We start from the raw sequence: 23,484 nt of genomic DNA on the forward strand, positions 1-23,484 counted from the left end.
CGATGATCCAATGGCATGACAATTATTAAGTGAGACCTTCTATGAAAATCGATACTCAAACTTATCAGGCTCGCCGTGAGCGCTTGATGCAATCTTTGCCGGAAAACAGTGTGGTGATTGTGCGAACGGGCGAGTTAGCCACTCGTAACAATGACTGTGAGTATGAGTTTCGACCCCATAGTAGTTTTTTTTATCTAACGGGATTTCCTGAGCCAAGTGCGTACGCCATTATCCAGGGGCATGGTGAAATGACCTTGGTGACGTTGCCAAAAGACCCTGAACGCGAGCAGTGGGATGGTTTTCGTTTTGGTAGCGAAGGTGCGATAGCTCATTTTGGCGCGAAGAAGGCGGCGCCGTTAGAGGAGCTCGATAAAATCGCATTCTCTGCTTTAGATGGTGCTGGGCCGGTTGTGTATTTGTTTAACGACGATGTCCTGCGTGAAAAAATCGCGGGCTGGCGCGATGCAGTGGCGGCGAAAATCAGAATGGGGGCATCGGCTCCAACGAGCTTCATCGATTTAGCGCCTGCGGTGTCGGAAATGCGTTTGCGCAAAGGTGCAGAAGAGGTTGCCATTATGGAAGCGGCTGCACAAATCAGTGTTGAGGCACATAAACAAGCCATGAGATCGGTTCGTCCTGGTATGAATGAATACCAGTTAGAAGCGGAACTGAATTATGTTTTTATGAAATCCGGTGCGCGCCAACCTGCGTATAACAATATCGTGGCGTCCGGCAGTAACGCGTGTGTGTTGCATTACATTAAAAACGACGAAGTGATCGACGATGGTGATCTGATCTTAATTGATGCGGGGGCGGAGTTGGGATGTTACGCCTCAGACATTACTCGTACTTTTCCAGCGAGTGGTAAATTCAGTGAGCCACAAGCGGCTTTGTATCAAGTTGTATTAGACGCTTATCATGCGGGAATGAAAGAGCTTAATGTAGGAACGCCTTATGAGGCCTGCCACAACGCCGCCGTGAGAGCATTAACCAAAGGTTTGGTCGCACACGGATTGTTAACAGGCGATGTGGATTTCCTGATCGAGAGCAAGGCCTATCGAGACTTTTACATGCACAATACGGGGCATTGGTTAGGTCTGGATGTTCATGATTGTGGTGCCTATAAAATCGCTGGTGAATCACGCTTGTTAGAAGAGGGCATGGTGTTAACCATAGAGCCTGGTTTGTATGTTTCGGCGGATAATGAATCGGTTGAGGAAAAGTGGCGTGGTATCGGTATCCGTATTGAAGACGATGTGCTTATCTGCGCAGAGGGTCCTTATGTATTGACCCATGGTCTACCAAAAGAAATTAAAGATATTGAGGCCTTTATGGCGGAAAATCGATAACACACTCTATAGAGAAGATGGCAAGGCGGAGAGAAGTAAAATGGCGAAGTCGTACGATTTGATTATAGTGGGCGCTGGTATGGTTGGTGCTTTGTCTGCTGTATTACTGGCTAAATCTTCTTTGCGAATCGCCCTTGTCGATAAACATAATGGTGAGTATCGATTGTCTACACCACCAGAGTACGATGCCAGGGTCAGTGCGATTTCCAGTCAATCAAAGAGTTTGCTTGAAAAGGCAAATGTTTGGCAGGGCATATCCCGTGATCGAATTGCGTCTTATGACAATATGGTGGTATGGGATGGCCTTGGCGAGGGGTTTATTGATTTTAATGCTCAGGCAACCGCTATGCCTGAATTGGGGCACTTAGTTGAAAATGCGGTTTTAAATCAGCAGCTAATGGCGCAGGTTCGCCGTTCAGCAAACGTCGATCTGTATTTAGGGGATACATTAGAGTCCCATGAATTAAGTGAGTCTGGTGTCAGAGTAGAATTGACCTCGGGACAGGTTTTGGAGGCCCAGGCCATCATTGCCGCCGATGGTGCCTTGTCAAAGCTACGCACTGAAAATGCTTTCGAGACGGTTGAATGGGATTATGGACATCATGCGATTGTAGCAACGATCGAAATTGCCCAATCCCATCAAAACACCGCTTGGCAAAGTTTTGGTGAAGAAGGCATTTTGGCCTTTCTTCCGCTTCCGTCAGTAGCGCAAAAGCATTATGTTTCCATTGTTTGGTCTGTGCCTCCAAAAGAAGCGGAATTATTGATGGCGCTTGATGAGCAAACCTTTTGCCGACGTTTGCATTATGCCATGAACAAACATTTCGACGTTGTTGGAATGACGCAAGATCGTCAGGCGATTCCATTAAGACAGCGTCATGCCAAACAATATGTCAAAGCTGGATTGGCGTTAATTGGTGATGCCGCGCATACGATTCATCCTCTCGCAGGCCAAGGTGCGAACTTAGGTTTTGGCGATGTGAAAGCGCTGGTAGAGGTGCTCGAAAAAGCGCATCGACGCGGTGAGTCTCTTGGGGCGAGCAAAGTGCTACGACGTTATCAACGTGCCCGTATGTTGGATAACATTGCGATGGCGGCGGGAATGGAGGCTTTTAAGCGCTTATTTTCAACCCAGCAACCCCTGTTGGTTCAGTTGAGAAATATTGGCATGAAACAATTTCATCGTAATACCTCGTTAAAGAGAAAGCTCGTTGCTCGTGCTGCGGGATTATCATCGTTTTCTTAATGTTTGCTGAACATTAATCTATGGCGTAATTTTTTGCGTGTTATGGGTGTTTTTTATCAACAGTAATCTGCGTGCAAACAAGTGCTTACAAAGAAGTGGTTGCAAAAAATGTTTGCTGCCATATTCTGCTTATACTCAGTGTACACGACAAATAAACAAGGCAGAGTGGTATGCAAATCCAAGATCTTTTGAAGCAAACGGACAAGCTTCCTAACGTTCCCGATATTGTTCGTGAATTGGTTCAGCTGCTCAGTGATCCAAATGCGAAATATTCGGATATCAGTGAGCGCGTGTCTCATGATCAGACCATCGCATTAAAAGTATTGCGTGTGGTTAATTCCGCTTATTTTGGATTATCGAGAAAAATATCCTCCATTGATGAAGCAACGGTACTACTTGGTATTGATCGGTTGAAAACTTTAGTAATTGCATCGGGTTTTTCGAATTCGGTAGCAAAAGTAGAAGGGCTGAAGTTGACAGATTTTTGGGCCGATTCCTTTCGGGTTGCCGAACTCGCACAATGGTTTGCCAAGCGGACACCTTTGGTTGAAGCCGATGAAGCTTTTACTGTCGGTATTGTGCACAACATTGGCCGTTTATTACTGCATCTTACCGCGCCGACTCTTGCTCAAGAGATCCAATCCTTAGTGGCAAACCGGAAAGCGGGAAGAGTGAAAGCTGAGCAAGATTTATTGGGTTTTACTTCTCAGGATGCTGGACGAGCATTGATGGATTTATGGAAGTTCCCTGCGGGTTTAGGTTACGCTGTGCAGCATCACAAGCGTCCGTTTGCGAATGGTGAGCCCGACCCACTTTCTTGTGTATTAAATCTAGCCTGCTATTTGAATGCGTGTATCCGAACTGAACGAGACTCTGATTTAGTTCGGGAAGGGTTTCCTTATGCGGTGGCGAAAGCGGCGGGTTTACCAGAGGGAATTGTTTATGAGCTAGATGACGCCTTGATTATTAATGATAGCCTGAATCAGTTACTTCATTGAGCCGCCGTGAACTTCGTGTTGACGCACTAGGTTTGTTAAATAAATGAGAATCGCTAGTGTTCACCATAGTGTTGTGCTAATTTCTTGTCTCATTTTTTTTGGCTCTTTAGTTGGTTGATAAAGTACACAGGTATAGGGTGTCGCGATGACGGTACATAAGATGGTTGATAAACAAAAACATAACATAGTCTTAAGTTACTTAGGTACGTTTGGCTTTATTAGTGCCCTGCTATTTTCCGCAGGATCGCAAGCAAAAGGTGAATTGAATATCTATTCCGCTCGTCAAGAGTCACTGATAAAACCCGTTTTAGATACTTTCTCCGCAGAAAATGATGTGGTTGTTAATCTCATTACTGGTTCCGCTGATGCACTATTGAGTCGCTTAAAAGCGGAAGGTGACGCGAGTCCTGCAGATGTCTTTATCACCGTTGATGCTGGGCGCTTGCATCGTGCTAAAGCCGCTGGTGTGTTGCAATCCATCAATAGCGACATACTAAACACCAATATTCCGAGTCATTTGCGTGATACTGATGGTTACTGGTTCGGCTTGTCACAGCGTGCCAGAGTGATTTTTTATAACCCTGAAAAAGTGTCGGCAAAAGACTTGTCTACTTATGAAGATCTGGCTGATCCAAAGTGGAAAGGCCGAATTTGTGTGCGTTCTTCTGCCAATGTTTACAATCAGTCGCTTGTCGCGTCTATGCTAGACGCTAATGGTCGAGAAAAAACACAGGCTTGGATCAAAGGGTTGGTGTCGAATTTGGCTCGTCCGCCTTTCGGTGGTGATGTCGATCTATTAAAAGCCGTTGCCGCTGGCGTGTGTGATTTAACGTTGGCGAACACTTACTATTATGGTCGCCTTGGCCAAAGTGACAAAGCGGAAGAGCGAGATGTGTACCAGCAGGTGAAGTTATTTTGGCCTAACCAAGATGAAGGCGAACGTGGTGCCCATGTTAACGTAAGTGGCGCCGGTGTGACGGCGGCTGCGACCAACATAGACAATGCGAAACTCTTATTAGAGTTTTTGAGCAATCATGCATCGCAAGAATGGTATGCTCACGTGAATAATGAATACCCTGTGGTGCAAGGTGTTGGTGCACCTGAGATGTTAGTGCCCTTTGGGGCGTTTCGTGCGGATACGATTTCGTTGAGTCAGCTGGGTGATAACAATCGTCAAGCCGTTGAACTCATGGACATTGCTGGCTGGAAATAAACGTATTTGTAAACCGTATCCTTTTTTATTTGGTTTTTGATTTTTAATGGTAGATGTAACTCGTTCGAGTTTAACAAATAAACCTCAGTGGAATGCTTTAAAAACCGTGGCAATACTCATTGCCACGGTTTTAGCCTTGCCTATATTGGTTGTTCTGATCAATGTCTTAATAGGTGATGGTGAGGTCTGGCAACATCTTTATCAGACCGTGTTGGCTGAATACATTTCTAACTCACTTCTTTTGATGTTAGGTGTTGGGATAGGTGTCTTAGTGATAGGGATACCTTGCGCTTGGCTGACTAGCATGTGTGACTTTCCCGGTCGATCATTTCTCTCCTGGGCATTACTTTTGCCCATGGCCATGCCTGCTTATATCATCGCTTATACCTACACTGGCGTATTGGATTTTGCCGGCCCTGTACAAACCTTTATTCGTGAACTCACGGGTTGGCGTTACGGAGACTATTGGTTTTTTGAGATACGTTCTCTTGGCGGTGCCATAGCGATGTTGACCTTGGTGCTTTATCCCTACGTGTATCTGATGAGTCGAGCGGCGTTTTTAGAGCAGTCAGAGAATACGTTAGAAGTCAGTCGGACACTTGGCTACTCTGGTCGCGCTGTCTTTTTTAAACTTGCACTTCCTCTTGCTCGTCCTGCCATTGTAACGGGTTTGACCTTAGCGCTAATGGAGACGTTAGCGGATTATGGTACGGTACAATATTTCAGCGTAAATACCTTTACGACGGGGATTTTACGTACTTTTTATGGCTTTGGAGATGTTGCCGCAGCCTCTCAGTTGGCCGGTGTTTTGCTGTTGTTTGTGGCGATGTTGATTTTATTGGAGCGATATTCGAGACACCGCATTCGTTACCATTCTTCTGGAATGAAAAAAGCCAGTAACCGACGTATGGCGTTAAAAGGAGGAATGCGCATACTCGCTTGTGTTTTTTGTTTGCTGCCTATTTTAATCGGTTTTTTACTGCCTGTGAGTATTTTAGCGTACTGGGCTGTATTCAAAGCAGAAAATCCGGGGGCAAACTTTCTTCAGCTGGCGTGGAACTCTTTTTATCTTGCTGCTGTGGCTTCTTTAATCGTAGTGGGCTTGGCGTTGGTGTTAAGTTACGCGATACGTTTAAATCGGGGGCGTGTTGTTAGCGTGTCGGTTGGCATTGCCGGATTGGGTTACGCTTTACCTGGTACCATTATTGCCATTGGTACCATCGTGCCTTTTGCTTGGTTAGATCACAGAATAATTGATTTTGTACGCTACTACACTGGCGATAGCATTGGGCTGATTTTTTCCGGTACGCTCGTGGCGCTTCTTTTTGCCTATACGGTTCGTTTTATGGCGGTGTCTTTGGGGGCCGTGCAAAACGGCCTTGGAAAGATTAAACCTAGCATGGACATGGCAGGGCGCTCACTGGGTATGTCACCTTATAAAGTTTTAACACGCATCCATGTGCCGTTGTTAAAAGGCTCTGTGTTGACCGCTATGTTGATTGTTTTTGTGGATGTGTTGAAAGAGTTACCAGCCACTTTAGTTCTGCGGCCTTTTAACTTTAATACCTTGGCGGTTCGGGCTTTTGAGCTGGCATCAGATGAGCGCTTAGTGGATGCTGCGCCGGCTTCGTTAATGATCGTACTGGTGGGGTTAATCCCCGTTATCTTGTTGAGCCGATCCATTGCCTCGCACATTGGCAGTTCAAAATAGGATTGTATATGACCTTGTTATCCTCTCATTCCACGTTAAAAGAACTGACATTGACAGATGTGTCGGTGGGCTACGATGGTGACGCTGTCGTCAAAAACGCATCTTTTCAATTGATGGAAGGACAAATCGGTTGTCTGCTTGGGCCGAGTGGTTGCGGTAAGTCTACTTTGTTGCGGGCGATTGCTGGCTTTGAATCTTTGATGACAGGTGAAATACACATTGATGGTCAGGTCATATCGAGTGAATCAATGAGTGTTCCCCCTGAGCATCGTCAGATAGGCATGGTGTTTCAAGACATTGCTTTATTCCCTCACCTTACTATTGCGCAAAATATTGCATTTGGTATATCGGCTTGGCCTAAAGAGGTGGCTCAGCAGAGGGTGACTTATTTGTTGGATCTGGTTGGCTTAGCTGGTTTTCAGAGTCGTTATCCGCATTCGCTTTCAGGTGGTCAGCAGCAACGTGTTGCCTTGGCGCGTGCTATCGCGCCAAAACCGAAACTATTATTAATGGACGAGCCTTTTTCTGGTCTGGACGCCAAGTTAAGAGAAGAGCTTGTACCTGATATACGCGCGATATTACAGCACGAGAAAATGAGTGCACTTTTGGTGACTCATGATCAGATGGAAGCCTTTGCTATGGCCGATCAGGTGTCCGTTATGGATGCGGGTGTTGTGCATCAAACAGGATCGCCTTACCAAATTTACCATCGACCTGCCACTCGATTTGTCGCTAGCTTTATCGGTCATGGCGACTTTTTGCCAGCGACAGTGTGCGGTCCCGATTGTGTGCATTCTGACCTAGGGAATATTCGTGGTGAGTTACACCATGGTTTTGCTGATCATACTTTAGTGGATTTATTGGTTCGTCCAGATGATATTTTGCATGACGATGACAGTGAGTTTGTGGGGGTGATTGTCAGTAAATGGTTTCGAGGATCGCATTTCTTATATCGCGTGAAATTGTCGTCTGGGAAGGTGGTGTATTGTTTTGCGTCCTCCCATCATAATCATGCCGTAGGACAAGAGATAGGTTTGAGTGTGCACTTAGATCATCTGGTTATGTTTCAACGTCAATGAATAAAATGCTCACCCTCGTGGGCATTTTATTCAATAGATAGCGGCAGAACTAAATGGTTCCTATGCCTTGTTCGTGGCAGACTTCTATCATGCCTTCAAATTCGTATTCGCTGAGTTCTAAATGATCCAGCGCGAAGTGTCCAATTTTTTGCCATTCATAGTCTTCTTCAGCATTGCCTATGTGTCGATAGGTCGACCCTATATGCTCCGCCATTTTTAGAATGGCGGCGAAGGTTAGGCTTATGTTGTCGCCGGGCACTCGATTGGTGAATAAATAGTCGATACGATGGTGCTTCGCAATAACTGCACAACAACTTTTGGGCACACCCCAAGATTTTGCGAGATAATAACCCACCACCGAATGGTTGGTTTTAAACGCTTGGTTTTCAAAATCCGTTAGTCTGAAATCTGGGTCTTGATACCCTTTTTCTAGTATTTCCTTATAATTTTTAAAGCGCTTTAGCATGAGTGGAATACCCGCATTATGGAAGAGACCTAGGGCATAGCATTCATTGTGATATTTGAATTTTAACTGGAGGGCTAAGCTTGAACAAATCGCAGCGACGTCGGAAGCGGTGTCCCAAAAACTGTGTAGTGACTTTATTGCTTCGTCTGACAGCTCACTTTTCACGGCCAGGCCATTGACTATATTTGTGATGCTATTGGTTCCCAGTATCATGACGGCTTGTTGAATGGATGTTATTTTTCTGGGTAAATTAAAAGCAGCGGAATTGACGAGTTTTAGAACGGCGGCTGAAAGGCTCACATCCTGGGAAATAATGTCTGATATTCGCGCTATATCCGGATCAGGCATAGCCTGTTCCATATGTAAATCCACCATGATTTGCGGCTGAGGTGGAATGCTGATGCCTTGCAAGATAAGCTTGAGTTGATTTTCGTTTAATGTAGATGACATAGGCACACTTCTTTAAAGGCAAGTAACTTTACCGCTACGTAATTCGTAGCAATTGAATCCAGAGTCTCTATAATAGCGGTTTTTAAATATACTGGGTGAAAATTTTGAGTGTTATTCGACTAAAAGGCCAAGCTGATCGCCGTCTAAGAGCTGGACATCAATGGATTTACAGCAATGAGGTAGATACCTCTGCGACGCCATTAAAGCAATTTACTCCAGGGGATCAGGTTGTTGTCGAAACAGCTCAAGGCAAACCTCTTGGCATTGCGACAATCAATCCTAATACATTGATCTGCGGGCGTCTCATGAGCCGCAGTACCGATACGTTTCTAAACAAATCGACACTCGTTCATCGTATAAAAATTGCCTTGTCATTACGTGAATTAACCTACCCGTCACCTTACTATCGTCTTGTGTTTGGTGATTCTGATGGTTTATCAGGTTTAGTGGTGGATCGTTTTGCTGATATTCTCGTGGTGCAAATATCGACAGCAGGCATGGAGCGTGTAAAAAATGAAATAGTTGAAGCGCTGCAAGATGTGGTTAAACCGTCGGCTATTTTGATGAAAAATGATGGCAAGATGCGCCAAATCGAAGGCCTTGAAACCTATGTAGAGGAAGCTTTTGGAACGGTTCCAGAATTGGTTTTCTTGCAAGAGAACGGTGTGCTGTTCCAAGCCCCCGTTTGGGACGGTCAAAAAACCGGTTGGTTCTATGACCATCGTGAAAACCGTAAAACCATGCAAGGTTTTTGTGCTGGTAAACGTGTATTGGATGTTTTTTCTTACATTGGCGGTTGGGGTGTTCAAGCGGCCTCTGCTGGCGCAACGGATGTGACCTTTATCGATGCTTCAGAAAGTGCATTGAGTCACGTGGGGGAAAACCTTAAGTTAAACCAATACGAAGGCGGTTCTAATTTGATGCATGGTGATGCCTTTGAGGCCATGCAATCTTTGATCGAAGAGAAAGAGCGTTTCGATGTTGTGGTGATGGATCCGCCGGCGTTTATTGCTCGTCGCAAAGACATTAAAGCGGGTGAAGGGGCTTATCATCGCGCTAACCAGTTAGCGATGCGTCTGGTGGCGAAAGGGGGGATTCTCGTATCTGGTTCCTGTTCGATGCACTTAGAAACAGGGCGATTACACGATATTATTCGCAGCAACAGCCGTCAATTAGAGCGTTTTTCGCAACTGATTTATCGTGGCACACAAGCGCCAGATCATCCTGTGCATCCAGCTATCGAAGAAACAGAATACCTTAAAGCCTTGTTTTACCGTATTCATAACAATATGGGTTTGTAAGCACTGGTGCTTTAAAAAGTAAAAAAGCACGTCCAGAAATGGTCGTGCTTTTTTATGCCTAATCTCTCAAGGAGATATGTTGCCAACCGCGCTCCTGAGCAATTTTGGCTAATGTCTCGTCCGCATCTACTGCAATCGGGTGTGTGACTAACTCTAATAAAGGCAAATCATTGCGTGAGTCACTGTAAAAATAACTGTCTTCCATAGAATGACCGGTTTCAGCGAGCCAATCGTTCAAGCGTGTGACTTTACCTGCTTGAAAACTCGGAATGCCGACCACCTTGCCCGTATAGCGGTCGTTAACGATCTCTGGAACGGGGGCGATAATATGATCCATGCCTAAGGCATCACCAATGGGGCCGGTCACAAACTGATTGGTCGCGGTGATCATTAGCAAAAAATGGCCTTGATCTTTATGGTGTTTTAACAGAGCGCTGGCTTTTTCTTGCATCATGGGTTGGATTTTTTCCACCATGAAGCTGTGGTGAAGCTCTATCAGTTCTGCTTTGGAAAATCGTGTGAGTGGCGCTAAGCTAAAAGCCAGATATTCATGTATATCTAAGGTGCCAGATTGATACTGTTGGAAGAACTTGTCATTGGCTTCTTTATAGACTTGCGTATCGACTAAGCCTTTCTCTACGAGAAATTGTCCCCAAGTGTAATCACTATCACCGTTTAACAAGGTACCATCTAAGTCAAATATTGCGAGTGTCACAGTTTCCCCTCAATTCTTTTAAAATCTTCTAAAGTGCGCAAAGTATAGCTTTGCAGACAATAAATAACAGCAGTCTTAATTGTACGAATGAGCGAATTATGGAACAATGAATCCAATTTATTCTTATATTAGAAGGTGATGGCTCGTGATTGATGCAGACGGATACAGACCGAATGTGGGCATCATACTGATGAACGAGCGTGGCCAGCTTCTTTGGGCGAGACGTGTTGGGCAAAATGCTTGGCAGTTTCCCCAAGGTGGCATAAAACCCGATGAGACACCTGAAGAAGCGTTATACAGAGAGTTAAAAGAGGAAGTGGGGTTAGACCCACATCAGGTGGAAATTATCGGGAAAACCCGAGGTTGGCTGCGTTATCGTCTTCCTAAACGCATGCTAAGACACAATAGTAAGCCTTTGTGTATTGGACAAAAGCAGAAGTGGTTTCTTCTGTCTATTCGTTGTCCTGATGCTTCTGTGTGCGTAGATGGAACGGAAAGTCCAGAATTTGATGGTTGGCGATGGGTCAGTTATTGGTACCCTCTTGGCCAGGTTGTGGCGTTTAAAAAAGATGTTTACCGGCGAGCTTTGAAAGAGCTCATTCCTAGCGCACACCGTCGACTAGAAAAAGTGGTAAACTCAACAGCTTAACGTTGACGGATATTAAGAGCGATGGGAGAGTTATGCTAAGTTTGCTGAGGCGTATTACACAAGAGGTGACTGCCGCGCAGTCTTTGTCTGCCGCATTGGATATTATTGTCCGACGTGTTCGTCGTGCCATGCGTGCAGAAGTGTGTTCTATTTATTTGGTGGATACCAACACCTCAGATTATGTCCTAATGGCGACCCGAGGCCTAAACGCGGACGTTGCTGGTAGTGTGAGCTTAAAGGCCGATGAGGGTCTTGTCAGTTTGGTGGGACGAAGAGCCGAGCCCGTTAACCTTGAAGATGCGCATATACATCCATCATTTCATTATTTGAAAGGCACTGGAGAGGAACGTTATCGTTCTTTTTTGGGTGTTCCCATCATACATCATCGCCAAGTGCTGGGTGTTCTAGTTGTACAGCACGAAGACAAACGTCGCTTTGATGAAGGGGAAGAAGCTTTCCTGATTACCTTATCTGCTCAATTAGCAGGCGTTATTGCTCATGCCGAAGCCACGGGGGCGATTACCAATCTAAACGCCAATGCCATACCAAATGGGGCCGATTTTCGTTACAAAGGTGTACCAGGTAGTTCTGGGGTGGCGATTGGTCGTGGTGTTGTGGTGTTTCCGCCTGCTGATCTTGATGTCATTCCAGATCGTCATAGCACAGACTCCGATCAAGAGATTCAAGATTTTTATCAAGCGCTTGACGCCGTTCGGCACGATATTCGTCGAGCAAGTAATCGTATTAGTCAGCATCTTTCCGAAGACGAAAAAGCACTGTTTGATGTCTACCTTAAAATTTTGGATGATAACTCCATTGCGGGCGAAATCGTTCGAAAAATCAAAGAAGGCAATTGGGCGCAAGGTGCACTAAGACAAGTTATTCAGTCTCACATTCAGCAGTTTAATCGCATGGACGACCCTTATCTGCGCGAGCGAGCATCAGATCTTCGTGACCTTGGTCGTCGAATCTTGTCTCACCTACAAGAAAAAGCGCCTAACATTGCGGAACGTTTTAGTGAGCCATCGATTATTGTTGGTGAAGAACTAACGGCTTCTATGTTGGGTGAGATCCCCATTGATAAGATCAAGGGGTTGGTGTCTGTGATGGGGTCTGGTAACTCCCATGTGGCTATTTTAGCCAGAGCCATGGGAATACCCACTGTCATGGGGGCGTTGGATTTGCCTTATGCGCAGCTCGATAAGGTTAATTTGATTGTTGATGGTTATCTAGGAAAAATTTACACACACCCCTCTGACGCTCTGATTGAAAATTATCAACAAATTGTTGATGAAGAACGCTTACTAGAAGAAGAGTATGAAACCCTCAGGGACCTTCCTTGTGAGACGTTAGATCATCACCGTCTGTCGTTGTTTGTGAACACGGGTTTATCTGCTGACATCGCTCGATCCTTGGACCGTGGTGCAGAGGGGATTGGCTTATATCGAACAGAAGTACCTTTCATGGTGCGTGATCGATTCCCGACCGAAGCCGAGCAAGTGGTGATTTATCGCCAGCAACTTGAAGGTTTCGCACCGGCGCCAGTCACCGTGCGTACCTTGGACATAGGGGGGGATAAAGCCCTGCCTTATTTCCCTATCAACGAAGCTAACCCCTTCCTTGGATGGCGTGGTATCCGAGTGACTTTAGATCATTTGGAAATTTTCATGGCGCAGATTCGTGCCATGATTAAAGCCAGTGCGAGCCTGCATAACCTTAAAATTATGCTGCCGATGATTTCAAATGTTGCTGAAGTGGAAGAAGCGCTGGCGTTGATTCGCCGAGGTTATGCCGAGGTTAAAGAGGAAGGTTATGACGTGAAAATGCCCCAAGTGGGCGTCATGATCGAGATTCCTGCCGCGGTTTATCAAGTGAAAGAGCTGGCAGAGCTGGTGGATTTCTTGTCCGTGGGCAGTAACGATTTGACTCAATATCTATTGGCAGTGGATCGCAATAATCCTCGTGTTGCGGATTTGTATAATTCTTTCCATCCTTCGGTTCTGCGTGCCTTGTACAGTATTGTTGATCAGGTCAAAGATGAAGGTGTTGGGCTGAGTGTTTGTGGGGAAATGGCGGGCGATCCAATGGGCGCTATTTTATTGATGGCGATGGGGTATGATGTGCTGTCTATGAGTTCCACGAGTCTGCCTAAAGTGAAAGCGGTCATTCGTAATATTACGTTGGCTCAAGCTCAATATATGCTGAATGAAGTGATGAAATTATCCCATGCTGAAGCCGTTACACAAACCATGACACGACTCATGCGTGAGGCTAATATCGAGCGCTTGATTCGACCATCCAAAACCACAAACGTGGCGTAACACTGAGCAGAGGTTTGCTTTAATATTATGATTTCTTACCCAGATATAGACCCCATTGCCGTCTCCATCGGGCCAATTGCTGTGCACTGGTATGGCATTATGTACTTGATTGGTTTTGCTGGCGCTTATTTAGGAGGGATGTACCGTGCTAAACGTTCCAATGGCCTTTGGACGCCTGAAATGGTCAGTGATGCCATTTTCTATGGTGCACTTGGTGTCATATTAGGCGGTCGAATTGGTTATATCTTATTTTATCAATTTCCTTCGTTTATTGAAGATCCACTGATTATTGTGCGGATTTGGGAAGGTGGCATGTCTTTCCACGGTGGTTTGTTGGGTGTGATTGCCGCGATGTTTTTCTTTTCACGTCGTTACAAAAAGCACTTAGTGGATGTCACGGATTTCCTTTCACCTTTTGTCCCTATTGGTCTAGGGGCAGGGCGCTTGGGGAATTTTATAGGCGGAGAATTATGGGGTAAACCTACTGACGTGTCTTGGGCAATGATTTTCCCAAATGACCCGTTGCAGCTTGCCCGTCATCCGTCTCAGCTGTATCAATTCGCTTTGGAAGGTGTCGCGCTATTTTGCATTATGTGGTTCTTCTCACAAAAAACCAAACCTCGTTACTGCGTTTCTGGCATGTTCTTACTTTTCTATGGCATCTTCCGAATTTTAGTGGAATTTTTCCGCGAGCCAGATGCACAAATTGGTTACCTTGCTTTTGGTTGGCTGACACAAGGCCAGCTGTTGTCGTTGCCAATGGTTTTTATTGGTGTAGGACTGATCGTTGCTGGCTTTAAATTGAAGGCATTTCCTAAAAAGTAGAGTAATTCAGCATTAAATTTTGATAAAACCAGCCACCATAGCTGGTTTTTTATTTTTTGGTACGACTATTTGTTCTCTCTGTACAAGTCAATGACTGTAATGTTGATGACGTTTTGGCATTGGGAGCGCTGAGGTTTATAAAAGAGCTTAATGCCAATGGAACTGCGTTTATTATCTCGGTCTGATTTTCGATCTTTACTGCTTTTTGAAACAGAAAACAGGGCTTGGTTTGAATCGCATATTAATCCACGGGAAGTTGGATTTTACACTGATGAAGGTGTAAAAAAACACATCGAGGAATGTCTTTCGCAGCATCAAAGAAAAGTCATGCTGTCGATGCTAATTATGGACGACGCTGGCGAGATTACGGGACGCATTAACCTAACCGATATAAACCTTGTGCGGTGTGAAGCGTATTTAGGCTACCGGATAGGTGAGAACTTTACCGGACGTGGCATGGCAAAATGGGCCGTTGAAAGTATGATTCAATTGGCTAAAGCGCTTAATTTACAAAAGCTCATTGCTTTTGCCTCCATCGATAATATTGCTTCGCAGAAAGTATTAGCGCACAACGGATTTGTTGAAATAAAAAAACACGAAAACTTCGCTCAAGTGCAGGGCAATAGCATCGACTGTATTGAGTATCATCACATCATATTTTAACAAACGGCGAACGAATCATGTTCGCCGTTTTGTTTTTAGAGCGCTTAAACCGAGAGTCGCTTATACGGAGAAAGGGTAGGCGATAGGGTCGTGGAATTGGTAGCCTTCTACTTCGAAGTCATCCATGGTGACCCACGTTTCTATGTCTTTTAGGGACTTGATTTCTGGGTTGATTTTTAGGGTTGGTAACGGGTACGGTTCGCGTTTTAATTGAACGTCACGCATTAATTCGAGCTGATCTTCATAGATGTGAGCATTCACTATCTTGTGAAAGGCTTTGCCGGGCTTCTTGCCTGTGATCTGTGCCATGATGGCGAGTAATACATACACTTGAACCATGTTGAAGTTAAGCCCAAGCGGCACATCACAGCTGCGCTGGGTGCTGTTTAGATAAAGCGTATCACCCAGCAATGAAAAATGATGACTGTACATGCAAGGGCGAAGGCACGCCATGTGAAATGCGCCAGGGTGATAAAACGTGAGGATTTCCCCGCGGTTATCCACACCACGGCTGAGATCATCCACAATTTGCTTTAATAGATCGATATGACCGCCGTCTGGTTTAGGGAAGTGACGGCCAATGGCACCGTAGCACAATCCCATATCGTCTTCGCCTTTACGATAAGGATTGTTTAGCCACACTTGATTTTCATTGGCATTGGCATCCCAAGTCTTGGTGCCCAGCGCACGAAAATCGGCGGCATTATCGTATCCTCTCAAATAACCAATGATCTCGGCAATGGCCGATTTCCAGTAACTTTTACGCGTGGTCACGAGGGGAAATTCGCCCTTGCTGACATCATAAGTGAGGTCGGCGTTAATCACGGTGAGGCAGCGTTTGCCAGTACGTTCGTTGTTGACCCATTCCCCGTCATTGACAATGCGGTGGCAGAGGTCTAGATATTGTTTCATAAAAAAGCCTTGTCTGTTTTAGCCTCGACGAATATTGGTCATGCAGGTTAAAAAATGCAATCTGGATCGTCATGGGTATAATAAATGCTATGGATTATATCAGAAGCCTTTGCTCTTGGATTGTCGGAGCAAAGAAGAGCCAAGATTTTTAAGCAGGTTATTGTATGTTGTCACTTATTGTTGCTATGTCTACCAACCGAACCATCGGTATTAATAACTCGTTACCTTGGCACTTGCCGAATGACCTGAAATATTTCAAGCAAGCGACCATGGGCAAGCCGATTGTTATGGGACGTAAAACCTTTGAATCGATTGGTAAGCCATTGCCAGGACGTCGTAATATTGTCATCAGCCGTGATCCAACTTATCAAGCAGAAGGCATTGATGTAGTAACGACACTAGAAGACGCTATTTCTCTTGGTGAAGACATTTGCTTAGTGAATGGCCTAGAGGAAGTCATGGTGATCGGTGGCGCGCAAATTTATCAACTGGCGCTTGAGCGTGCAGATCGCTTGTACATCACTCATGTGGATGCAGAAGTAAAAGGTGATGCGTTTTTTCCAGAAGTAGATTGGCCGTCTTTTACCTTGATCGGTGAAGAGGCATTTGCGGCGGAAGGCCCGAATCCTTATGACTACCGCTTTTCTGTGTACCAAAGAACCAGCGCAGAGTAATTCGTTATGTGGCAACAAGTTGAGTTTCAATTGCCAGCGATGCGTCGAGGTTTTCATTTGATCACCGATCAGGTGGAGGCGGCTTTAGCTAAGCTGTCACCTGTGTCGATAGGCTTGTTGCATGTTCAACTGCTGCACACATCGGCCTCGTTGACGATTAATGAAAACGCCGATCCTTCGGTGCGTCGAGACATGGAACGGCACTTTTCTCACATGGTGCCAGAAGATCAGCCGTATTATGAGCACATTTATGAAGGCAGCGATGACATGCCTGCCCATATAAAAGCCAGCCTGTTGGGCTCATCTTTGACGATTCCTGTACGGAGCGGGAGGCTGTATTTAGGTACTTGGCAAGGCATCTATTTAGGAGAGCACAGAGAGCATGGTGGTTCTAGACGGATGGTACTGATGTTGCAAGGGGAGCCTTGTTAGTGCTTCTGACAAAAGACACCAACTTTACGAATAAAGTGGTGTCTTTTAGGTTCAGCATCTTAGTTAACCATGATTTGCTTGCAAGTGGCTTGACCATTTTCAACCGCTTGGTTGGCACTGAGGGCGAGTTCTTCTATGGTTTCACCGTCCTCTGGAAACGCGGCGATGCCGATGCAGAAATCCAAGGGATCTGAGTTACCTTCGAACAAGGTTGATTTTTCATCTTCCGTTGGGGTGATGAGGTGTTTTAGCAAGGTTTTCGCATCTCTCACGCTGGTATTAGGCAGTAACAACAGCAATTTGTCTGGCTCTACTCGTGCCAATACATCGGCTTCACGGATCTTTTTATAGATGTAACGGGCGGATGTCTGAATGGCAATGTTACGTGCTTCCATCGGCAATTTGCTTAGGCGCTCGTTGGCATCAAGGTTGATTTTCGCCATGGTTAATGGCGTATATTGGCGCTTTGCCAAGCCTAGTTGCTTTTTGAAATGGGTCAGTGCCGCCCCACGAGTTAACAGCCCTGTTAGCTCATCAAACGTCGCTTGATTGCGTAAATGTTCTTCTAATGCTTTTTGGTGGCTGATGTCGACCATAAAGCCAATGATTTTCTTAATGCTGCCATCTGGGCCTTTAGTGTAGCTTCTGCCACGCTCTTTTACCCAAAGATAGCGTTGATCCCCTGTTAAAATACGGTATTCCACTTCGTAATAATCTTGGTTTAATGCAACATGCTCATTAACAACCGTTGCCAGTTTTTTGACATCGTCAGGATGAACGATTTTATGCCATTCAACTGTAGAGCGTGGTGTTTTATCCTGAGGATACTTTAAGAGTGTCGCGATGGATTTTGAGCAAGAGACCAAATCAGATTCCGTCTCCCATATCCACAAGCCTGCAGACGATTCTGTCAGTGCGAACTTCAACAAGGTGTTTTCAGCAGCGGAAAGGTCCATGTGGTCTGTGTTATAAACACAGGCTAATACTGACTCACCAAGATGTCGCATTTCAAGTTGCATATTGATGAGTTTGTCACCGACGCGAATCATACTTTCACAACGTTCAATGCTGCCGCTTTGAACTTTTTGGTTCAGTGTGAGCCAATCTTTTGGCGATGCCGCGTCTTCGCAAAGGGATTCCCATGTGCCTGACGGTGTCGCATTGAAGTTTTCAAACAAAATCTCAAAGTTGCGATTGTATGACATAAGCTTGCCCGTACTGCTTTCTATGATAAAAGCAGGTGTTGGCATGTATTTAAACGCGAGTTCGAAAGGGGTGTTCATGACACGCTCCTCTATAAAGTGATCATTCTGGGGTGATCCAAGTAACTTGGTAGCCCGCCTCGTTATCTTCAGCTAGTAATTCGCTTAAAACTGGTAAGAATGCCTTGGCTTCTGCAGCTAACGTCCAAGGTGGATTGACGATTATCATACCGCTTCCTGCCATGCCGCGCTCTAGTTCTGTATTTTTAATACACAGTTCAAGCAAAAGAACATTGCGAATATTGGTCGCCTTCACCGATTTTAAGAGATCGTCAGCTTGTCTGCGGTTTAATACTGGATACCAAATGGCGTAAGTGCCCTGAGGAAAGCGTTTGTAACCGTCTTCTAGTGCTTGAACCACATACTGATAATCTTTTTTCACCTCATAGGGGGGGTCCATTAACACGAAGCCACGTTTTTGTGGTGGTGGCAGCATCGCTTTTACCGCGGCAAAACCATTGTCTTTAACCACATTGGCTTTGCGCTTGTTAGGAAACAGGGCGGCTAAAATTGGATAATCGTTCGGGTGCAGCTCACATAAGTGTAGTTTGTCTTTTGTACGAACGTAATAGTCGACAATTTTTGGGCTACCAGGATAAAACTCCAGCGTGTCGGATGGGTTCATGTCTCTAACAATGTCTAATAATCCTTCCAATGGCTCTGGAAGATTTTTTTCGGTTAGGAGTCGTGATATACCCGAATGGAATTCTTTATTCTTTTGCGCCTGTTCAGAGTGTAGGGAATATTGACCAATGCCAGCGTGTGTATCCAAATAGAAAAAGGGCGCGTCTTTTTTTATAAAATGGCGACATATTTGACTGACCGTCAAATGTTTTAAAATATCAGCGTGGTTGCCTGCATGATAAATATGGCGATAGCTGAGCATGGTCTTTCCTGTGATAAATAAGTGTGTTTTGAATGAAAAAGGCCGCAACGCCTATGTTTGGCAAAGCGGCCTTTGGCATATTGCTGTTTAGATATTAGTCGATTTGACTAATATCACGTACTGCGCCTTTGTCCGCACTGGTCGCAAAGTGTGCGTACACTTTTAATGCTGGAGAGACTTTACGTGGTCGCGCTTCAACGGGTTTCCAGGCGTCAGCGCCTTTTGCGTTCATCGCATCACGACGAGCTTGTAGCTCTTCATCACTAAGCAATACGTTGATCGTACGATTCGGGATATCAATGCGAATGATATCGCCATTTTGCACCAATCCAATGGCACCACCGGCAGCGGCTTCTGGAGAAACGTGACCGATAGACAAACCAGATGTGCCACCAGAAAAACGACCGTCAGTGAGCAAAGCACAGGCCTTGCCTAAACCTTTCGATTTTATGTAAGACGTTGGGTAGAGCATTTCTTGCATGCCTGGTCCGCCTTTCGGTCCTTCGTAGCGTACAATCACTACTTCACCTGCTTTTACTTGGTCATCAAGAATATTCTTAACCGCTTCATCTTGAGACTCTGTAATATGGGCTGGGCCTTCAAACACGAGACAGGATTCATCTACACCAGCACTTTTAACCACACAACCGTCAACCGCGATGTTGCCATACAGTACGGCTAAGCCACCTTCAAGAGAAAACGCGTTTTCAATAGAACGGAAACAGCCATCTTTACGATCGCCATCTAGAGATGGCCAACGAGTCGATTGGCTAAACGCCGTTTGAGTTGGGATACCTGCCGGGCCGGCTTTGTAGAACTCGATCACTTCAGGTGTTGGTGAACGCATGATGTCCCAAGTCTGTAGTGCTTCTTCCATAGTTTTCGCGTGAACCGTATGGCATTGGTTATGTAATAAACCAGCGCGGTCTAATTCACCTAATAAACCAAAAATACCACCTGCACGATGAACGTCTTCGATATGGTATTTAGGTGAATTGGGTGCCACTTTACATAGCTGAGGTACACGACGAGATAGGCGGTCGATGTCTTTCATTGTGAAATCCACCCCTGCTTCATGGGCAATCGCCAATAAGTGAAGAATTGTATTGGTTGATCCGCCCATGGCGATGTCTAGCGTCATGGCATTTTCAAACGCTTCGAAGTTGGCAATAGAGCGCGGTGCCCAGTTTGCTTCATCGTTTTCATAGAAACGTTTGGTGATGTCGACAATACGACGGCCCGCTTCTAAGAATAATCTATGACGGTCTGAGTGCGTTGCCAAGGTGGTACCATTACCAGGCAAACTTAGGCCAAGCGCTTCGGTCAAACAGTTCATTGAGTTCGCAGTAAACATGCCTGAACATGAGCCACACGTTGGGCAAGCAGAGCGCTCATATTCCGCTACTTTTTCATCGGACGCCGTTGGGTCAGCCGCAATCACCATGGCATCCACAAGGTCTAATTTATGTTCTGAAAGTTTGGTTTTGCCCGCTTCCATTGGACCGCCAGAGACAAAAATCACCGGAATATTGAGACGCATTGCTGCCATTAGCATCCCAGGTGTGATTTTGTCGCAGTTTGATATACATACTAAGGCGTCGGCGCAATGGGCGTTCACCATGTATTCAACAGAGTCTGCAATAAGATCGCGTGAAGGAAGACTATAAAGCATACCGTCATGGCCCATTGCGATACCATCGTCGACCGCGATGGTATTGAACTCTTTCGCGACACCGCCTGCTTCTTCAATCTCACGGCAAACCAGTTGCCCAAGGTCTTTTAGGTGTACATGACCTGGTACAAATTGCGTGAACGAGTTGGCAACCGCTATGATAGGCTTTTGAAAGTCATCGTCTTTCATTCCGGTAGCACGCCATAGGGCGCGAGCTCCAGCCATATTGCGGCCTGAGGTGGTAGTTTTGGAACGGTATATTGGCATTATTTTCCCCACAGATTTTTTGCTTTATATAGTTGCCCAGATTTAATGAGTCCATGTTACCAAGATTATTGCTGATGCCCAATGGCAATTTTTAGGCAATATTGAGACACTGTATAAATCAATACCAATACTTCATATTGAAACGGAAATGTTATGGCCGAAAATCTACTATCAGCCCACTCTAACGTTGCATTGGCGAGACAGCCAATCGTAGACAGTCGCCTTGCTGTGATGGGCTATGAACTGCTGTATCGTAAAAATGCTGTCGCAGCACAGGCGGATGTGATCGATGAGGTTGGTGCAACGGCTCAGGTCATTGCGACCAGTCTTTTTGAACTCGGTATGGAAAACCTTGTTGGCACAAGTAAAGCGTTTATTAATTTTCCTCGTTCGTATTTGTTAAGCCCCAGTGGCATGCCTGTTAATAAAGAAAATATTGTCATTGAGGTGCAAGATAATGCTGGCTTTGATGCGGTTCTTTTATCGTCTTTGCGTCGTTGGGTACACGCTGGCTGTTCTATTGCATTAGATGATTTTCATTTCCACAGCAAATTTACGCCGTTTATTGAGCTTGCGGATTATATCAAGTTGGATGTTCAGGCCTTAGGAAAGGACGATTTTCATAAGCAAGTTGAGGCTTTGAGAGGGTTTGATGTCAACATTATTGCTGAAAAAGTTGAGACATGGGAAGACTATCAATTTTGCCGCTTGTTAGGTGTTGAATATTTTCAAGGGTATTTTTTTGAAAAGCCTGAATTGATCGTCAGTAAAGCGTCAAAAGTGAATAGTATGACGCTGTTACAACTGATGTCATCACTGTTAGATACTTCTAGTTTGAGTGTCGACGAGTTAGAGCGAATCGTCAGTCAAGACGCAGGTTTGGTTCATAAACTGCTGCGTTATTTAAATTCTCCCGTAACAGGGTTGGTGGCGTCGGTTGATTCTGTACGCTTGGCGATCATGTTGATAGGGATAGAGAAATTAAAATCACTGACAAACTTATTATTAATGTCTGAAATGGTGGGTGATAGACACGTCTTATTGGAGCAAATTATGATTCGTGCCAAGCACGCAGAGTTGTTTGCACAGAGCCGAGGTTATAACAATCAGGATAAATATTTTTTAGCGGGAATGTTATCTATGATTGATGTTTGTACTGGTATGCAGTTAGACGAAGTATTAGGTGAGTTACCTTTGCCTAGCGAATTTATTAATGCCATCGTTCATCGATCAGGAAGGGTGGGCAACGCGCTTGATTTGGTTGAGCATTATGGTAATGGTCATGCCATTAAAAATCCTCAAGACTTAGACGATCTGAAGAAAACCTATTTGGATGCAATTAAGTGGACAGATGAATTTCTTATCGCGGTATGACGATAAGAATTTGAATCACATTGTTTATTTTGTAGTCCTTTTCTTACATGTCTGTAGGCGTTTCCCGTTTGTTGTGTGGTTTAAAGTGATTGTTTCTTGTAATTATTTTTTATCTTATTGATTTATAAAGATAAAATATGTTTCGTGTCGTTTTTTTTGCATTTGATAAAATTTTCAAAGCTGTTAAATTGCTCTTTATCCAAACGGAATTCATGGATGAAAAGCGCATGAAGTGCTTTATGAAATGCCATTGATGGTGTTGAGGATTGAATCAGGATATTCAAGAGCAAGGGAGTGTTCATCGGAATAACATGGTTTGATGGATAGCGCCGTGCGCAAGGACAGTTTGGATGCTTCATGATGAAGCGAACAGTGACGTTTACTCATCGGAAGAGTTGCTCGACAGGATGTCAGCAAAAAGCAGGGTTGCCAATAGGCGCCCTTTTTTTTGCCTAAAATTTGTTATTTGTCGATTATTCTCGATACGACAAGTATAAAAAAAGCGACTCAGGGTCGCTTTTTTTATACTTTGGTCTTTCAGATGTTGGTGTGATGTTCTATTAGCGCTCTAGGTGCTCTAATTTATCTTCAACACCATCCCACTGCGCCGCATCGGCAAGGGCATCTTTTTTCTCAGTAATGTTTGGCCAAATTAAAGACAAGTCTCTGTTCAGTTCAACAAATACTTCCTGATCTTCAGGCAATTCGTCTTCAGAGAAGATGGCATTGGCTGGACACTCAGGTTCACACAACGCGCAGTCGATGCACTCGTCAGGGTTGATGGCTAAAAAGTTAGGGCCTTCATAGAAGCAGTCTACAGGACAAACTTCAACACAGTCGGTGTATTTGCAGCGAATGCAGTTATCGGTAACGATGAAAGCCATTCGACTTCTCCTTACAAGCTATAAAAATGATTGCGCGCTATTTTAGAGGTATAGACTATTTCGCGGCAAGCAACAATCGTAAATAGTCTACATTTATCTGCTATTAGCTTATATCCACAGCCGCTTTTATCCATA

The 23,484-nt window shown here is 44.9% G+C and carries 21 protein-coding genes; 14 read left to right on the forward strand and 7 right to left on the reverse strand.

Annotated elements, in window-relative coordinates:
* Positions 1-41 precede the first annotated feature (41 nt).
* From DKT73_RS06745 to DKT73_RS06770, 6 genes are all read left to right on the forward strand, one after another.
* Positions 42-1,349: an aminopeptidase P N-terminal domain-containing protein gene (locus DKT73_RS06745; RefSeq protein WP_111637802.1), complete on the forward strand. Its 1,308-nt coding sequence runs from the start codon at positions 42-44 to the stop codon at positions 1,347-1,349.
* A gap of 40 nt (positions 1,350-1,389) precedes the next feature.
* Positions 1,390-2,595: a UbiH/UbiF/VisC/COQ6 family ubiquinone biosynthesis hydroxylase gene (locus DKT73_RS06750; protein WP_111637803.1), complete on the forward strand. Its 1,206-nt coding sequence runs from the start codon at positions 1,390-1,392 to the stop codon at positions 2,593-2,595.
* A 170-nt stretch (positions 2,596-2,765) separates the two neighbouring features.
* Positions 2,766-3,593, forward strand: a complete 828-nt coding sequence (locus DKT73_RS06755) for an HDOD domain-containing protein (RefSeq protein ID WP_111637804.1) — start codon at positions 2,766-2,768, stop codon at positions 3,591-3,593.
* A gap of 160 nt (positions 3,594-3,753) precedes the next feature.
* Positions 3,754-4,806: a Fe(3+) ABC transporter substrate-binding protein gene (locus DKT73_RS06760; RefSeq protein WP_111637839.1), complete on the forward strand. Its 1,053-nt coding sequence runs from the start codon at positions 3,754-3,756 to the stop codon at positions 4,804-4,806.
* 46 nt (positions 4,807-4,852) lie between these two features.
* Positions 4,853-6,517, forward strand: a complete 1,665-nt coding sequence (locus DKT73_RS06765) for an ABC transporter permease (RefSeq protein WP_111637805.1) — start codon at positions 4,853-4,855, stop codon at positions 6,515-6,517.
* 8 nt (positions 6,518-6,525) lie between these two features.
* Positions 6,526-7,596, forward strand: coding sequence for an ABC transporter ATP-binding protein (locus tag DKT73_RS06770; protein WP_111637806.1), 1,071 nt, complete (start codon positions 6,526-6,528; stop codon positions 7,594-7,596).
* Positions 7,597-7,645: 49 nt separating this feature from the next.
* On the opposite strand, the gene DKT73_RS06775 is transcribed toward DKT73_RS06770, so the two are convergent.
* Positions 7,646-8,512: an HDOD domain-containing protein gene (locus DKT73_RS06775; RefSeq protein WP_111637807.1), complete on the reverse strand. Its 867-nt coding sequence runs from the start codon at positions 8,510-8,512 to the stop codon at positions 7,646-7,648.
* 104 nt (positions 8,513-8,616) lie between these two features.
* Here DKT73_RS06775 and DKT73_RS06780 point away from each other — a divergent pair, with 104 nt between their 5' ends.
* Positions 8,617-9,813: a class I SAM-dependent rRNA methyltransferase gene (locus tag DKT73_RS06780; protein ID WP_111637840.1), complete on the forward strand. Its 1,197-nt coding sequence runs from the start codon at positions 8,617-8,619 to the stop codon at positions 9,811-9,813.
* 58 nt (positions 9,814-9,871) lie between these two features.
* On the opposite strand, the gene DKT73_RS06785 is transcribed toward DKT73_RS06780, so the two are convergent.
* Complete coding sequence (locus tag DKT73_RS06785; RefSeq protein ID WP_111637808.1) at positions 9,872-10,528, reverse strand: histidinol-phosphatase; 657 nt, start codon at positions 10,526-10,528, stop codon at positions 9,872-9,874.
* A 145-nt stretch (positions 10,529-10,673) separates the two neighbouring features.
* On the opposite strand from DKT73_RS06785, the gene DKT73_RS06790 reads away from it, so the two are divergent.
* The 4 genes from DKT73_RS06790 to DKT73_RS06805 all read left to right on the forward strand — a co-directional run bounded on the left by DKT73_RS06790 (position 10,674) and on the right by DKT73_RS06805 (position 14,986).
* Complete coding sequence (locus DKT73_RS06790) at positions 10,674-11,177, forward strand: RNA pyrophosphohydrolase (protein WP_111608164.1); 504 nt, start codon at positions 10,674-10,676, stop codon at positions 11,175-11,177.
* Positions 11,178-11,209: 32 nt separating this feature from the next.
* Positions 11,210-13,498 (forward strand): phosphoenolpyruvate--protein phosphotransferase, encoded by a 2,289-nt coding sequence (gene ptsP / locus DKT73_RS06795; RefSeq protein WP_111637809.1) that lies wholly within the window; start codon positions 11,210-11,212, stop codon positions 13,496-13,498.
* Positions 13,499-13,525: 27 nt separating this feature from the next.
* Complete coding sequence (lgt, locus tag DKT73_RS06800) at positions 13,526-14,323, forward strand: prolipoprotein diacylglyceryl transferase (RefSeq protein WP_111637810.1); 798 nt, start codon at positions 13,526-13,528, stop codon at positions 14,321-14,323.
* A 150-nt stretch (positions 14,324-14,473) separates the two neighbouring features.
* Positions 14,474-14,986: a GNAT family N-acetyltransferase gene (locus tag DKT73_RS06805; RefSeq protein WP_232827805.1), complete on the forward strand. Its 513-nt coding sequence runs from the start codon at positions 14,474-14,476 to the stop codon at positions 14,984-14,986.
* A gap of 60 nt (positions 14,987-15,046) precedes the next feature.
* Here the strand turns inward: DKT73_RS06805 and DKT73_RS06810 are convergent, their stop codons facing one another.
* Entirely contained in the window at positions 15,047-15,898 is an 852-nt protein-coding gene (locus DKT73_RS06810) for a thymidylate synthase (protein WP_111637812.1), read from the reverse strand.
* A 164-nt stretch (positions 15,899-16,062) separates the two neighbouring features.
* Between DKT73_RS06810 and folA the strand changes: the two genes are divergently transcribed.
* Both folA and DKT73_RS06820 read left to right on the forward strand, forming a co-directional pair.
* On the forward strand, positions 16,063-16,572 hold the full coding sequence (gene folA / locus DKT73_RS06815) for a type 3 dihydrofolate reductase (protein WP_111637813.1): 510 nt from the start codon (positions 16,063-16,065) through the stop codon (positions 16,570-16,572).
* A gap of 6 nt (positions 16,573-16,578) precedes the next feature.
* A complete protein-coding gene (locus tag DKT73_RS06820) occupies positions 16,579-17,004 on the forward strand; it encodes a secondary thiamine-phosphate synthase enzyme YjbQ (protein WP_111637814.1) in 426 nt (141 codons plus the stop codon).
* A gap of 59 nt (positions 17,005-17,063) precedes the next feature.
* On the opposite strand, the gene DKT73_RS06825 is transcribed toward DKT73_RS06820, so the two are convergent.
* The 3 genes from DKT73_RS06825 to ilvD form a co-directional block, all read right to left on the reverse strand.
* The gene (locus DKT73_RS06825; protein ID WP_111637815.1) at positions 17,064-18,287 is read right to left on the reverse strand and encodes a sensor domain-containing diguanylate cyclase; all 1,224 of its coding nucleotides are present in this window, start codon (positions 18,285-18,287) and stop codon (positions 17,064-17,066) included.
* Positions 18,288-18,309: 22 nt separating this feature from the next.
* Positions 18,310-19,152, reverse strand: a complete 843-nt coding sequence (locus DKT73_RS06830; RefSeq protein WP_111637816.1) for a 23S rRNA (adenine(2030)-N(6))-methyltransferase RlmJ — start codon at positions 19,150-19,152, stop codon at positions 18,310-18,312.
* A 94-nt stretch (positions 19,153-19,246) separates the two neighbouring features.
* Positions 19,247-21,091 carry a dihydroxy-acid dehydratase gene (gene ilvD / locus DKT73_RS06835; protein ID WP_111637817.1) on the reverse strand — a complete coding sequence of 615 codons (1,845 nt, stop codon included), beginning with the start codon at positions 21,089-21,091 and terminating at the stop codon, positions 19,247-19,249.
* A 153-nt stretch (positions 21,092-21,244) separates the two neighbouring features.
* Here ilvD and DKT73_RS06840 point away from each other — a divergent pair, with 153 nt between their 5' ends.
* The gene (locus DKT73_RS06840) at positions 21,245-22,465 is read left to right on the forward strand and encodes an EAL and HDOD domain-containing protein (protein WP_111637818.1); all 1,221 of its coding nucleotides are present in this window, start codon (positions 21,245-21,247) and stop codon (positions 22,463-22,465) included.
* Positions 22,466-23,025: 560 nt separating this feature from the next.
* Here DKT73_RS06840 and fdxA read toward each other — a convergent pair.
* A complete protein-coding gene (gene fdxA / locus DKT73_RS06845) occupies positions 23,026-23,349 on the reverse strand; it encodes a ferredoxin FdxA (RefSeq protein WP_111609069.1) in 324 nt (107 codons plus the stop codon).
* Positions 23,350-23,484 lie beyond the last annotated feature (135 nt).

It is taken from the genome of Marinomonas shanghaiensis (assembly GCF_003259175.1).
Lineage (GTDB): Bacteria > Pseudomonadota > Gammaproteobacteria > Pseudomonadales > Marinomonadaceae > Marinomonas > Marinomonas shanghaiensis.

Excerpts from the sequence above, each read along its gene's own strand:
- DKT73_RS06745 (WP_111637802.1), top strand. The coding sequence starts at position 42 with ATGAAAATCGATACTCAAACTTATCAGGCTCGCCGTGAGCGCTTGATG.
- DKT73_RS06750 (WP_111637803.1), top strand. The coding sequence starts at position 1,390 with ATGGCGAAGTCGTACGATTTGATTATAGTGGGCGCTGGTATGGTTGGT.
- DKT73_RS06755 (WP_111637804.1), top strand. The coding sequence starts at position 2,766 with ATGCAAATCCAAGATCTTTTGAAGCAAACGGACAAGCTTCCTAACGTT.
- DKT73_RS06760 (WP_111637839.1), top strand. The coding sequence starts at position 3,754 with ATGGTTGATAAACAAAAACATAACATAGTCTTAAGTTACTTAGGTACG.
- DKT73_RS06765 (WP_111637805.1), top strand. The coding sequence starts at position 4,853 with ATGGTAGATGTAACTCGTTCGAGTTTAACAAATAAACCTCAGTGGAAT.
- DKT73_RS06770 (WP_111637806.1), top strand. The coding sequence starts at position 6,526 with ATGACCTTGTTATCCTCTCATTCCACGTTAAAAGAACTGACATTGACA.
- DKT73_RS06775 (WP_111637807.1), bottom strand. The coding sequence starts at position 8,512 with ATGTCATCTACATTAAACGAAAATCAACTCAAGCTTATCTTGCAAGGC.
- ptsP (WP_111637809.1), top strand. The coding sequence starts at position 11,210 with ATGCTAAGTTTGCTGAGGCGTATTACACAAGAGGTGACTGCCGCGCAG.
- lgt (WP_111637810.1), top strand. The coding sequence starts at position 13,526 with ATGATTTCTTACCCAGATATAGACCCCATTGCCGTCTCCATCGGGCCA.
- DKT73_RS06805 (WP_232827805.1), top strand. The coding sequence starts at position 14,474 with ATGCCAATGGAACTGCGTTTATTATCTCGGTCTGATTTTCGATCTTTA.
- DKT73_RS06810 (WP_111637812.1), bottom strand. The coding sequence starts at position 15,898 with ATGAAACAATATCTAGACCTCTGCCACCGCATTGTCAATGACGGGGAA.
- folA (WP_111637813.1), top strand. The coding sequence starts at position 16,063 with ATGTTGTCACTTATTGTTGCTATGTCTACCAACCGAACCATCGGTATT.
- DKT73_RS06820 (WP_111637814.1), top strand. The coding sequence starts at position 16,579 with ATGTGGCAACAAGTTGAGTTTCAATTGCCAGCGATGCGTCGAGGTTTT.
- DKT73_RS06825 (WP_111637815.1), bottom strand. The coding sequence starts at position 18,287 with ATGAACACCCCTTTCGAACTCGCGTTTAAATACATGCCAACACCTGCT.
- DKT73_RS06830 (WP_111637816.1), bottom strand. The coding sequence starts at position 19,152 with ATGCTCAGCTATCGCCATATTTATCATGCAGGCAACCACGCTGATATT.
- ilvD (WP_111637817.1), bottom strand. The coding sequence starts at position 21,091 with ATGCCAATATACCGTTCCAAAACTACCACCTCAGGCCGCAATATGGCT.
- DKT73_RS06840 (WP_111637818.1), top strand. The coding sequence starts at position 21,245 with ATGGCCGAAAATCTACTATCAGCCCACTCTAACGTTGCATTGGCGAGA.
- fdxA (WP_111609069.1), bottom strand. The coding sequence starts at position 23,349 with ATGGCTTTCATCGTTACCGATAACTGCATTCGCTGCAAATACACCGAC.